The organism is Pseudomonas sp. Bc-h, from assembly GCF_002080045.1.
Taxonomy (GTDB): Bacteria; Pseudomonadota; Gammaproteobacteria; order Pseudomonadales; family Pseudomonadaceae; genus Aquipseudomonas.
In genome coordinates, this window is sequence record NZ_MUIN01000006.1 from 1 (window position 1) to 13,523 (window position 13,523).

Annotated in this window: 7 protein-coding genes; 3 read left to right on the forward strand and 4 right to left on the reverse strand. The window is 60.1% G+C overall.

The genetic code is table 11. The features are described from left to right. Window positions 1-181: 181 nt before the first annotated feature. The 3 genes from recC to recD are packed head-to-tail and all read left to right on the forward strand — an operon-like array spanning window position 182 to window position 9,449. Window positions 182-3,667: an exodeoxyribonuclease V subunit gamma gene (recC, locus tag BWR59_RS10595; RefSeq protein WP_081565597.1), complete on the forward strand. Its 3,486-nt coding sequence runs from the start codon at window positions 182-184 to the stop codon at window positions 3,665-3,667. Next, the gene (gene recB / locus BWR59_RS10600; protein WP_081565598.1) at window positions 3,664-7,365 is read left to right on the forward strand and encodes an exodeoxyribonuclease V subunit beta; all 3,702 of its coding nucleotides are present in this window, start codon (window positions 3,664-3,666) and stop codon (window positions 7,363-7,365) included. The genes recC and recB overlap by 4 nt, the downstream gene beginning before the upstream one ends. Beyond that, window positions 7,362-9,449 (forward strand): exodeoxyribonuclease V subunit alpha, encoded by a 2,088-nt coding sequence (gene recD / locus BWR59_RS10605; protein ID WP_081565599.1) that lies wholly within the window; start codon window positions 7,362-7,364, stop codon window positions 9,447-9,449. The genes recB and recD overlap by 4 nt, the downstream gene beginning before the upstream one ends. A 3-nt stretch (window positions 9,450-9,452) precedes the next feature. Here the strand turns inward: recD and BWR59_RS10610 are convergent, their stop codons facing one another. The 4 genes from BWR59_RS10610 to BWR59_RS10625 form a co-directional block, all read right to left on the reverse strand. Beyond that, entirely contained in the window at window positions 9,453-9,725 is a 273-nt protein-coding gene (locus tag BWR59_RS10610) for a Rho-binding antiterminator (protein WP_081566016.1), read from the reverse strand. A 54-nt stretch (window positions 9,726-9,779) separates the two neighbouring features. Further along, window positions 9,780-11,330 carry an amino acid ABC transporter permease/ATP-binding protein gene (locus tag BWR59_RS33085; protein ID WP_081565600.1) on the reverse strand — a complete coding sequence of 517 codons (1,551 nt, stop codon included), beginning with the start codon at window positions 11,328-11,330 and terminating at the stop codon, window positions 9,780-9,782. A gap of 252 nt (window positions 11,331-11,582) precedes the next feature. Next, window positions 11,583-12,398, reverse strand: coding sequence for an ABC transporter substrate-binding protein (locus BWR59_RS10620; protein WP_081566017.1), 816 nt, complete (start codon window positions 12,396-12,398; stop codon window positions 11,583-11,585). Between the two features lie 59 nt (window positions 12,399-12,457). Then, window positions 12,458-13,522 carry a 2-oxoglutarate and iron-dependent oxygenase domain-containing protein gene (locus tag BWR59_RS10625; protein WP_081565601.1) on the reverse strand — a complete coding sequence of 355 codons (1,065 nt, stop codon included), beginning with the start codon at window positions 13,520-13,522 and terminating at the stop codon, window positions 12,458-12,460. Window position 13,523 lies beyond the last annotated feature (1 nt).

Sequence of the window (13,523 nt, forward strand, 5' to 3'; positions counted from 1 at the left end):
TGCATCGCCGATGGTAGTGTGGGGTTTCCCCATGTGAGAGTAGGTCATCGTCAAGATTAAATTCCGAAACCCCATCTGCGAAAGCAGATGGGGTTTTGTTTTTGCGCGAAGAAAAGCTGGACTGCTCCAGCGCGGCCCCCTCTGTTAGTCTTCTCCCTCTTCAAATGCCAAGGAAGCAGCTATGCCGGTGACGTCCAATCTCAATCCCGGGTTCATGGTGGTGCATGGCAACCGCCTGGATGAACTGCGCAGCCTCGTGGTGTCGTGGATGCGCCGCTACCCGCTGACCCCATTGGAGAACGAGGTCGCGCTGGTACAAAGCAATGGGATCGCCCAGTGGCTGAAGCTCGCCTTGGCTGAAGACGCTCAAGATGACGATCTGGGTGGATGCGGCATTGCCGCTGCCATCGATGTACAGCTTCCCGGCAGCTTCATGTGGCAGCTCTATCGCGCTGTACTGGGCAAGGATGAAATTCCGGAGACCTCTCTGCTTGATAAAGCACCGCTGACCTGGCGTTTGATGCGCTTGCTGCCGGCACTGATCAACCAACCGCATTTTGAACCGCTGCAGCGCTTCTTGATCGCCGACACCGATCTGCGCAAGCGCTATCAATTGTCCGAGCGCTTGGCAGACCTGTTCGATCAGTATCAGGTCTATCGTGCCGACTGGTTGGAAGATTGGGCCGCAGGCAAGCACCAGTTGAAAAACGTGCGAGGGGAGGTCAAACCGCTCAAGCCCGAGAACTGCTGGCAGGCCGAATTGTGGCGTGCGCTTTTGCATGACGTCGGAGCCGAAGGCATGGCCCAGAGTCGTGCGGGTGTGCACCAGCGTTATATCGAGCGTATCAACAGCCTGACCGACAGCCCGCCAGGTCTGCCTGCGCGAGTGATTGTCTTCGGCATTTCATCGCTGCCCGCTCAAGCATTGGAAGCCCTCGCCGGCCTGGCCCGTTTCAGCCAGGTTCTACTGTGCGTACACAATCCTTGTCGTCATCACTGGGCCGACATCGTCGCCGACAAGGACCTGCTGCGTCACGAATACAAACGCCAGTCCCGCAAGGCAGGCATGCCGGTGACGCTCAACCCGGATGCGCTGCATCAACACGCCCATCCGCTGCTGGCCGCATGGGGCAAACAAGGTCGCGACTACATCAACCTGCTCGACAGTTACGACGACCCGAACAGTTATCGCTCGATCTTCCGCGACGGCCGTATCGACCTGTTCAGCGATAGCGATCCACACACGATCCTCAATCAACTGCAGGACGACATTCTCGAGCTACGGCCCTTGGGCGAAACCCGCGAGCTATGGCCTGCCGTTGATCTCAAGACAGACCGCTCGATTCGTTTCCATGTCGCTCACAGTGCCCAGCGCGAAGTGGAGGTGCTTCACGATCAGTTGCTTGCGCGATTCAGCAAGGACCCTGATCTGCGTCCCCGGGACATCATCGTGATGGTTCCGGACATTGACAGCTATGCGCCACACATTCGCGCCGTCTTTGGTCAACTGGATCGCGATGATCGTCGCTTCATACCTTTTACCTTGGCAGATCAGGGACAACGTGGCCGCGATCCTTTGCTGATCGCTGTCGAACACCTGCTGAAAATCCCTGATAGCCGCTTCCCGGTCAGCGAGATTCTCGATCTGCTGGATGTCCCTGCCTTGCGCGCGCGCTTTGGTATCGACGAGCGCGACTTGCCGACTCTGCACCGCTGGATTGAAGGTGCAGGCGTGCGCTGGGGGCTCAGTGCAGAGCAGCGCGAAGGCCTTGGACTGCCCGAGGCCCTGGAGCAGAACAGCTGGCATTTCGGTTTGCGACGCATGCTTCTGGGCTATGCAGTCGGAGCAGGGGTAGCTTATGAGGGTATTGAACCCTACGACGAAATTGGTGGGCTCGATGCAGCATTGATTGGGCCGTTGGTTGCGCTGATCGATGCGCTGCAGGTCGCACACAATGAGCTCTCGCAAGCCGCGACGCCGCCGGTTTGGGGAGCGCGTCTGCAAGCGCTCATGCAACTGTTCTTTGCGGCTGAAAGCGAACACGACGATTACCTGCTCGGCCAGTTGGAGACCTTGCGCGAGACCTGGCTTGAGACCTGCGAAACCGTCGGCCTGCTGGAAGAGCTACCGCTGACGGTGGTGCGCGAGGCCTGGCTCGCCGGGCTGGATCAGGGCCGTTTGTCACAGCGTTTCCTCGCAGGCTCGGTCAACTTCTGCACATTAATGCCGATGCGCGCCATCCCGTTCAAGATCGTCTGTCTGCTCGGCATGAATGATGGCGATTACCCTCGTGCGCAACCGCCGCTGGATTTCGACCTCATGGGCAGCGACTACCGCCCCGGCGATCGTTCTCGTCGTGAAGACGACCGCTACCTGTTGCTCGAAGCGCTGCTGTCCGCCCGTGATCAGCTGTACATCAGTTGGGTGGGGCGCAGCATTCGTGACAACTCCGAGCGGCCCGCGTCAGTGCTTATCGGTCAGTTGCGCGACCATCTTGCCAGCGGGTGGCGACTCGCGGACGCGGTTGGGCCAGAGGATGAAAAGAAGCGCGATCCTGGCCAACAGTTGCTGCACAAGCTGACCCTCGAACATCCATTGCAGCCGTTCAGTGCCAAGTATTTTCAGGAGATCATGGAGTTCTTCAGCTTCGCCCGCGAGTGGCAGGTTCTGCACGAAGCCATCGCCGATGTGGGTGAAACCCAGACTTTGGTGAAGCATGAGCAGGAAGAACCGTTGAGCCTGATGCAGTTGCAGGATTTTTTGCGCAACCCGGTCAAACACTTCTTCAGCCAGCGCCTGAAGATCTTCTTTGAAGTCGCCCAAGCGCCACTGGCGGATGAGGAGCCGTTTGTACTCGATGCTCTTGAACGTTACGGCGTGAGCGACAGCCTGCTGCAAGCTGCACTTACCGACCCTGAGCATACCGACGAGTCGCTCAGAGCCCAGGCAACGAGGTTGCAGGCCAGTGGTCTCCTGCCCATGGCCGGATTCGGCACACTTTTGCAGGATGAACTCATAGAGCCGCTGCCAGACCTGGTCCAGCGCTATCAGTATCTTCTGTTCAAGTGGCCCGAGCGCCTCAACAGCGCGTTGCCGGTGAGCTACGAACATCAGGGCATTGCGCTCGATGGGTGGCTCGACGGGCTCTATCAGAATGCGCAAAACCAGCTACTGGCCGTGACTGCTATCCCGAACGCCATTGGTGGAAAGAAGGCCCGCAAATGGCATCGCCTGACCAAGCCGTGGGTCACTCACCTCGTCGCTTGTGCCTGTGAGCTGCCGCTGACCACCGCACTGGTCGCGAGCGATGACACGCTACTGCTTTCACCACTGGATAAAAATACGGCTTGCAGAGCGCTCAACGACCTGTTGCTCGCTTGGCAGCATGGCATGCAACGCCCGCTGCCTGTCGCTGTTCAGACCGCATTCGCCTGGCTGGGCCAAGGCGACGAGGTGAAAGCTGAGGCCGCAGCGCGCAAGGCGTATGACGGCGACGGCCAGAACAGTAAAGGAGAGCGTGAAAAAAGCACCGCACTGGCAAGGCAGTTCCCGGACTTCGATGCGCTTCTCGACTCAGAGGAATTCGTCGGCTGGTGTGAGTCGTTGTACAAACCGATATTCGATGCACCCTGGCAATCCCTGTCCAGCGAGGAGGCCGGAGCATGAGTGGCGTACAACAACCTTTGGCACTGCGCTTTCCGCTCAAGGGCAGCCAACTGATCGAAGCCAGTGCCGGTACGGGCAAGACGTTCACTATTTCAGCACTGTATCTGCGTTTGGTGTTGGGACATGGCGGCGAGATGTCGGGCTTCGGCCAGGAGCTGCTGCCGCCCCAAATTCTCGTCGTGACCTTCACTGACGCGGCGACCAAGGAACTGCGTGATCGCATCCGTACCCGTCTGGCCGAAGCTGCGCGTTTCTTCCGCCAAGAGATCGAAGCGCCCGACGCGCTGATCGCCGATTTACGCAACGAGTTCGCTCCCGAACGGTGGGCCGGTTGCGCGAGCCGCCTGGACATCGCGGCGCAATGGATGGACGAGGCCGCAGTCTCGACCATTCACAGTTGGTGCCAGCGCATGTTGCGCGAGCACGCGTTCGACAGCGGTAGCCTTTTCACCCAAAGCCTGGAAACCGACCACAGCGACCTGCTTGGCGAAGTGCTGCGCGATTACTGGCGAAAGTTCTGTTACCCCATGAGCGGGGACGCGCTCAACTGGGTGCGCGATAACTGGGGCGGGCCCGCTGCATTGCTGCCCCGTGTGCGTGCGTTGTTTGGCAGCGAGCGTGCAATTGTTACTCAGACCCCGACGCAGCTGATTGAACAGTCGATTCAGGAGCGCCGTGCAACCCTCAAAACCCTCAAATCGCCATGGGCGAATTGGGCGGCGGAGTTGCACGCGATCTGCATCGATGGCGTGAAGTGCAAGGTGGTCGATGGGCGCAAGATGCAGGAGCGCTACTTCAAGCCTTGGTTCGACAAGCTGATCGCCTGGGCGAACGATGAGGAGCAGGAGCAGCTGGATCTCGGCACCGGCTTTACTCGTTTGACACCCGACGGCATCGCCGAAGCGTGGAAGAACAACCCGCCTTCGCACCCGGCCTTCGAGGCGATGGTTGAGTTGAAGGTTGCCCTCGACACCCTGCCAACCCCTGACGCCGCCGTGCTCGAACACGCCGCCCAATGGGTGAGCGCACGCTTTGAAGAAGAAAAACGACGCCGCGCCGAAATGGGCTTCGACGACATGCTGTTGCGTCTGGATGCGGCCTTGCGCGGCTCTGGGGGCGAGCGTCTGGCGACCCTGATTCGTGAGCAATTCCCGGTCGCGCTGATCGACGAGTTCCAGGACACCGACCCCGTGCAGTACCGGATTTTCGACAGCGTCTATCGCCTCGAAGCCAACGACGAAAGCACCGGCCTGTTCCTGATCGGTGACCCCAAACAGGCGATCTACGCATTCCGCGGCGCTGACATTTACACCTACTTGCGCGCCCGGACGGCAACGACTGACCGTCTGCACACGCTGGGCACCAACTTCCGTTCCAGCCACGCGATGGTCGAGGCCGTGAACCATGTGTTCGTGCGCGCCGAAACCAGCGATACCGGACGCGGTGCATTTCTGTTCCGAAGCAGTGCCGATGAAAACCCTGTTCCTTTCCTGGCCGTTGGTTCTCAAGGCCGCAAAGAGCGCTTTCAGATCGATGGACAAGTCTCTGCTGCATTGAATGTCTGGCGATTGGAGAGCGAGCAGCCAATCTCGGGAGCGGCCTATCGGCAGCAGCTGGCGGCCAGTTGCGCGAGTGAAATCGTGCGCTTGCTCAACGCCGGCCAACAGGGCCGTGCAGGTTTCGCCAAACCCGATGAACCACTAAAGGGGTTGCTGCCTGCTGATATCGCGATTCTCGTACGTGACGGTAAGGAAGCGCAGGCTGTGCGCGCCGAGTTGTCCGCCCGTGGTGTGCGCAGTGTTTATCTCTCGGACAAGGATTCCGTGTTCGCCGCGCAGGAAGCCCATGACTTGCTGGCCTGGCTCAAGGCCTGTGCCGAACCGGACGCCGAACGCACGCTGCGCGCGGCTCTGGCCTGCATTACCCTCGACCTGCCGCTGGCCGAACTCGAACTGCTGAACCAGGACGAACTGGCGTGGGAAAACCGCGTCATGCAGTTCCGCGACTACCGACGCATCTGGCGCACTCAGGGTGTACTGCCGATGCTGCGTCGGCTGCTGCACGACTTCAAGCTGCCGCAGACATTGATTCAGCGCAGCGATGGAGAGCGCGTGCTGACCAACCTGCTGCACCTGTCCGAATTGATGCAGCAAGCCGCCGCCGAACTCGATGGCGAACAGGCATTGATTCGTCATCTGGGCGAGCACCTGGCGTTGTCGGGACAGGCGGGCGAAGAGCAGATTCTGCGCCTGGAAAGCGACGAGCAATTGGTCAAAGTAGTGACCATTCACAAGTCCAAGGGCCTGGAATATCCGCTGGTTTTCCTGCCCTTCATCTGCTCGACCAAACCTGTGGATGGCAGCCGTCTGCCGCTGCATTTTCACGATGCGCACGGACACGCGCAGATCAGTCTGAAACCCACCGCGGCGCTGATCGAACAAGCCGATGACGAGCGTCTGGCCGAGGATCTGCGTCTGCTTTACGTTGCCCTGACGCGTGCTCAACATGCCTGCTGGCTAGGCGTCGCCGATATCAAACGCGGCAATACCAGCAGCTCGATTCTGCACCGTTCGGCACTGGGCTATCTGCTCGGTGGGGGAGACGTTCTGGCTGAGTCGAACACGCTCGGCGATTGGCTGCAGTCCCTCGCGAAAGACCAACCGACAGTGAGTGTCGAAAGCGTACCGGCGCCCTCCGCCGAGACCTTCACGGCGCCGAAAAGTGAAGCCGCGTTGAGCAAACCTCGCATGCCTCGACGCAGTGCAAAGGAGAACTGGTGGATCGCCTCTTACAGTGCGCTGCGCATTGGCGACATCATCACCGACAGCGGCGATCAGTCCCCCGACAGCCCGCAGGCACAAAAGCTGTTCGACGATGAACGTCTGGACCCCGAAGCGCCTCGTGAAGTCATGGCCAGCAGCGGTGATATCCATCGTTTTCCCCGTGGGCCCAATCCCGGGACATTCCTCCACGGCTTGCTGGAGTGGGCAGGCGAGAAAGGTTTTGCAGTGGCGGCGCGAGACCCGGCAGCGCTGGAGAAGGTTGTGGCTCAACGCTGCAACCGCCGCGACTGGACTGGCTGGATCAACACGCTGACCGACTGGTTGCAGCATCTGTTGAGCATGCCGCTGCGCCTTGGCGCGGATGTTCAGCCGATTGCACTGAGTGGGCTCGACCAACTGAATCAGTACCGCGTCGAGATGGAATTCTGGTTCGCCTGCTCCAAGGTTGATGTGGCGCAGATGGACGCGCTGGTTCGTCGCTACACCCACAACGGCGCACCCCGAGCGGCAGCCGAAACCGTCTCGCTCAATGGTATGTTCAAAGGTTTCATCGACCTTACGTTCGAGCATGAGGGCCGCTATTACGTGGCCGATTACAAATCCAACTGGCTGGGTGTCGACGACGATGCCTACACCGCCCAGGCGATGGAAAACGCGATTCTGGACAACCGTTACGACTTGCAATACGTGCTTTATCTGCTGGCCTTGCATCGCCAGTTGAAGGCGCGCCTGGCGGATTACGATTACGACCGCCACATGGGCGGCTCGGTGTATCTGTTCGTGCGCGGCGCCCGTGCGACGAGTCAGGGCGCATGGTTCACACGGCCACCTCGCGAGCTTATCGAGAGCCTTGATCTGCTGTTTCAGGGCCGCCCCCTGATCGAGGAAGAAGTGTTGTCAGGAGACCTCGCATGAATCGCACCTTCGCTCATTTGCTACCGACGGCCCTGGATGCCGAGAGCCTTGCCGAACTCAAACCGCTGAGTCGCGTGGACGACCTGTTGCTGCTGCTCGAACGTTGGGTCGAGCGCGGCTGGCTGCGTGCGCTGGACAAGGCGTTCGTGGCGTTTCTGGCCGATCTCGACCCAACTGCGGACTCATTGGTGTTGCTGGCTGCTGCGTTGACCAGCCACCAACTGGGGCATGGGCATGTGTGTCTCGATCTTTTCGAGACCCTCAAGGAGCCGGACTTCGCCTTGTCTCTCCCACCTGAAGGTGACCTGCTGTCCACGCCGATGTTGCTGCCTTCGGCCCTGCTCAAGGCGCTGGACGGTGCGACCTGGTGTCAGGCCCTGGCGGACAGCGTGCTGGTCGCCAGGGCTGGCGACAACAGCGAAGCGGCAGCGCAAAAACCCTTGGTGCTGTCGGATCGGCGCCTGTACTTGCGACGCTACTGGACTTATGAACGCAGGATCGACGCGGCGCTGCATCGTCGATTGACTCAGGTGGAGCCGGCACCGAGTGATCTGGCGCAACGACTTGAAGCGCTGTTTGGCCCCGCCAGTCCTGCGCCGGATGCGTTGATCGACTGGCAGAAACTCGCCTGTGCGCTGGCCACTCGTGGCGCGTTCAGCATCATCACTGGCGGGCCGGGAACCGGGAAAACCACCACGGTCGTGCGACTGTTGGCGTTGCTGCAATCGCCTGCGGTGGAGCGGGGCAAACCCTTGCGTATCCGTCTGGCGGCCCCGACCGGCAAAGCTGCAGCGCGTCTGACCGAATCCATCAGCCATCAGGTGCAATCGTTGCAAGTGCCTGAACAGGTGCGGCAGAAGATCCCGAGCGACGTGACCACGGTTCACCGTTTGCTTGGCAGTCGTCCCGGAACTCGGCACTTCCGTCACCACGCGGGCAACCCGTTGCCGCTGGATGTGCTGGTGGTCGATGAAGCCTCGATGATCGACCTGGAAATGATGGCCAATCTGATGGATGCCTTGCCGCCCCATGCGCGGATGGTTTTGTTGGGGGACAAGGATCAACTGGCGTCGGTTGAAGCGGGTGCCGTGTTGGGCGATCTGTGTCGCGATGCTGAGGCGGGGATGTACAGCCCGCAGACGCAAACGTGGCTTGAGTCGGTCAGTGGCGAAGACCTGAGCAAAAGCGGCCTGCAGCAGGGTGACAACGTTCAGCACGCGCTGGCGCAGCAGGTAGTGATGCTGCGCCATTCCCGGCGCTTCGTCGCCGGTAGCGGGATTGGCCAACTGGCGAAACTGGTCAACCAGCAGCAGGATCAGGACGCTCGTTCGCTGCTGGTCCACGGCGACTACAAGGACCTGTTCTCGCTGGCACTCAAGGGCGAGCAGGATCGGGCCTTGTCGCGACTGCTGCTCGATGGGCACGGCAACGGGCCGCAGGGTTACCGGCACTATCTGGGGGTGATGCATGCGCAGCGTCCGCAGGATCTCACCTCAATTGACGACCCGCGCTGCATCGACTGGGCACGAAAGGTGCTGAATGCGTTCGATGAGTTTCAATTGCTTTGCGCCGTGCGCAAAGGGCCGTGGGGTGTCGAAGGACTGAACCAGCGCATCACCCAGACATTGTTCGCTGCGCAGTTGATTGAGAGTGATCAGCAGTGGTACGAAGGCCGTCCGGTATTGATGACGCGTAACGACTACGGTCTGGGATTGATGAACGGCGACATCGGCATCGCGCTGCGTTTGCCAGAGGGCGCACCTGAGGAGAATCGTCAGGCCTTGCGCGTCGCGTTTCCACGTAACGATGGCAGTGGCGGGGTGCGCTTCGTGTTGCCCAGCCGGCTCAACGACGTTGAAACGGTGTATGCCATGACCGTGCACAAATCCCAGGGCTCGGAGTTCGCGCATACCGCACTGATTCTCCCCGAGGCGCTGAACCCGGTGTTGACCAAGGAATTGATCTACACCGGTATCACGCGCGCGAAGAACTGGTTCAGCCTGATCGAGCCACGCCAAGGGGTATTCGAAGAAGCGCTACGGCGCAAGGTCAAGCGCCTGAGCGGGTTGATGCTGGAGTTGTGAGCGTCACGTCGCGCAAAACGAATTGCCCAACTCCACGCGACCAAAACTGGCGCCATCATCCAGCGGGGTAATGGCGGCCAGTTGATCCATTCGCACCTCTTCGATGCCGTCAGCGAACTGCAGAAACTCTTCCTTGCTTGGCGCCGTACGCGTGGTCAACGGCGTGCCTTCGAAGCTCTGGCCGTCGACCAGTTCGACCTTCAAGCGATAGCGGTGCATGCAAGCGATCTCCAGGTAGTCATAGAGATCGCAATTCAGCGGTTGATAACGGTCCATTTCAGGCTCCCGAGCGGTGTTGTGCATCTATCGTGGTCGATTCACGATAGCCGTTCAGGCCTCCTTGCGCACGGGCTCCTGCTGGGTGACCAGGCTGTCCAGCCCCATGAACTTGCGTACCCGCTCGCCACACTGGTCGGCGAGGATGCTCTGCGGCGAAGCATCCACTTGCACCACGCCGTTTTCCATAAAGATCACGCGGTCGGAAATCGACAGGGCAAAGTCCATTTCGTGGGTGACGATGAGCATGGTCATGCCTTCTTTGGCGAGGTCGCCAATGACCTTGAGCACGTCGCCGACCAGTTCAGGATCGAGCGCCGACGTCGGTTCGTCGAACAGCATGATCTGCGGGTCCATCGCCAGCGCCCGGGCGATTGCCACGCGCTGTTGCTGACCGCCGGAAAGCTGATGCGGGTATTTGTGCGCGTGGGCCAGCAGGCCGACCTTGTCGAGCAGGGCGTAGGCGCGTTGTTCGCTGATGGCCTTGTCGCGGCCGTGATAGCGCGGCGCCAGGGTCACGTTGTCGAGGATGGTGCGATGGGGGAACAGGTTGAAGTTCTGGAACACCATGCCGATGCGCTGCACGCCACGGCGGATCTGTGGGGCGTTGGGGCTGTCGCCGGCGTGGATGAAGCCTTCGCCGAACAGAATGATCTCGCCCTTGTCGATGGTTTCCAGGCTGTTAACGGTGCGGATCAGCGAGGTCTTGCCCGAGCCGGATGGGCCGATGATCGAGATCACCTGACCGGGATTCACATCCAGGCTGATGCCTTTGAGCACTTCATGATGGCCGTAGCTCTTGTGGATGTTGAGCAACTGCAATGCAGGCGCCGACCCCGGCCCGGCATCCGGCTGGCGGGCTCTGACGGGCTGGGCGACCAGCGTCGAACGCAGGCGGGCGAGGGCGCTGTCATCCAGGGTCTGCGGCTTGCGGTTGTTCAATTCCAGATGCTGTTCGAGCCAGTGAAACAGCCAGCCGAACACGGTGACGATCATCACGTAGTACACCGCCACCGCTGAGAGGGTTTCCATCACCAGAAAGTTTTGCGCGTACAGGCGCTGGCCGACGGTGAGCAGTTCGGTCAGAGAGATCACCGACACCAACGAGGTGAGTTTGACCACAGTGATGTATTCGTTGATCAGTGTCGGCAGCGAGATGCGAAACGCCTGCGGAATCACGATAAGGCGCTGCATGCCGATCAGGCCGACGCCCAGCGCGCGGCCTGCTTCCTTCTGGCCCTTGGCAACCGAAATCAGGCCGCCGCGGTGGATTTCGGCCATGTACGCCGCTTCGGTGACCACCAGCGCCAGAAGCCCGGAGTAGAAGGGGTTGGACAGCACTTCACGGGTAATCGGAAACATCTGCGGCAGGTTGTAGGTGAATACCACCAGAACCAGCAACGGGACGCTACGGAAGAACCAGATATAAATCGACGCGGGTACGCTGATCCAGCGCGTGGTCGAGAGTTTGGCCGAGGCCAGCAGGAAACCCAGGAGCATGCCGATGAACCAGCCCAGCGCGCTGAGCTCGATCACCGTGATGCAGGATTCCCAGAAGTCCGAAACCGAGAACAGCGAAAAAAAGTAGGACCATTCGAATTGCATAGACACCTCAAGCTGCCAGCCTGGACAGGGACTTCACAGCACTTACAGCGGATGAAGATCCTGTAGGGGTGATCTTGCTCGCGATGCAATCAGTCAGTCATCACAGTGGTGTCTGAACAGACGCATCGCGAGCAAGCTCACTCCTGCAGGAGGTACAGCGTCAATCGATCTGTAGCCGTCCGGCTTGCCGGCGGTGGCGATTTCAAAGACGCTACCGCCAGTGAGCCGTGCTGCTACAGAACTTTCGAACGATCAGTTCGTTGGCTCTTCCAGGTTGTACTTCTTCAGCAGTGCTGCGTACTCACCGGATTTCTTGGTCTCGTCGAAGGCCTTGAGCAGCGCCTGATACAACTCGTCGTTACCCTTCTTCACGTAGATGCCCAAGGTCTGCTGATAGATCGAGTGTTCGGTACTCACCACCACACGGCCTTTGGTGCGCTCGGCGATCATGCCGGCGGCGCCGTCGATCTCGACCTGCGCCTGAACGTTGCCGGACAGCAGCGCCTGAGTGACTTCAGGGGCGGACGGGAATTCGCTGACCGAGATCGCGCCCTTGTTGTTCGGCACGCAGTAATCGGTGGACAGCTTGTTGAACTGAGCGACCCAGGTGGTGCCTTTTTCCAGGCCGACTTTCAGACCGCAGAGGTCTTCCGGCACCTTCGGTTTGATGGTGCTGTCTTTGAGGACCATGATTGCCGCACCGGTTTTGGCGTATGCGATGGTCTGAGCCTGGGTCTGACGTTCAGGCGTGATGTACATGCCCGAGATGATGGCGTCGTAGTGACCGGCATTGAGGCTCAGAATCAGGCTGGAGAACTTGGTGTCGACGAACTCGGCCTTGAGGTCCATGTGCTTGGCCAGCAGGCGCGACAGATCCGGGTCGGAGCCCACGACGTTTTTCTTCTCGTCATAGGATTCGAACGGTGGATAGGTGATTTCCATGCCGACCTTGAACTGACCGGGTGTCACGGTGGTAGCGGCCTGGGCAGCTGTGCCAAAAACAGTCGCGCCGAGCACGGCGGTGGCAAGAACGGTCAAGCGAACAGCAGTGTTCAAAGTGTTGCGCATCGTCGGTGACTCCACGTCAGGAAGGTAAGGCACGGTGTGTTTGCAAATCTTCTTGAGCATCAGGACGCGTCCTGTGCCTGATTTTTCAGGTGGCCGAAGCTCGATGGCTTGCGCGCCTTTTCATACAGTTTGATCTCGCCGCTCTCGACCTTGCGCCGCAGGTATTGATAGGTCTGCAAGGCCTGGCCGAACATGTGTTCGCCGATGGTGATCTCTTCGTAGTCCTTGCTGCCGGTTTCAAACTGCGCAAGCGGTCTGATCTGAGTGTGGAAGTCGCAGGCGAAGAACAGTGGAAAGGAGTAACGCTCTTCGCTGACGGTGCGTACCCGATGAGCTGTAGCAACGAACGTACCAGCGGTCATGACCTCCAGCATGTCGCCGATGTTGACCACGAACGCGCCCTCAACAGGAGGTGCATCGATCCACTGGCCAAGATCGTTCATCACTTCCAGCCCCGGCTTGTCGGCCAGCAGCATGGTGAAGCACTCGTAGTCGGTGTGTGCACCAATACCGGGCGCGTCTTGTGCGGCGCCGTCGAATGGGTAGTGGATGAGCCGCAGCTTGGAAGGCGGACGCGTAACCATCGCCTCGAAATAGCCCTCTTCCAGGCCCAGAGCCAGTGCGAAGCCGTCGAACAGGCGACGACCCAGGGCGAACACCGCGGCGTAGTAGGCTTCAACGGCCGGACGGAAGCCCGGCAGGTCAGGCCATTCGTTGGCGCCGATCAACGGGGTTTTGGCAATCACCAGAGGGTCTTCATCGCCCACTTCGAAGCCGATGTCGAAGGCTTCCTTGTGGTCCGGCTTGCCCTTGGCGTACACCTCTTCGCCTTCCGGCACGAAGCCTTTGTGGCTGCGGGAAGTGCCGATGTAATGCTGCATCTTGTAGTCGAGGGACTGAGCGAACAGGTCCTTGGCAGCCTGGCGCAGACCGTCGATCAACGACTGCTCGATGCCGTGGCTCTTGACGTACAGGAAGCCGACTTCCCGCGCCGCCTTGCCCAGTTCGTCGGCCACGGCCTGACGCTCGGCAATGCTGGAGCTGAACAGACCGGCGATATCCACCACCGGAATGCTGCTGAAATTGGCGACCTTTGGTGCCGCCGCTTGAGACTGATCAGGCATG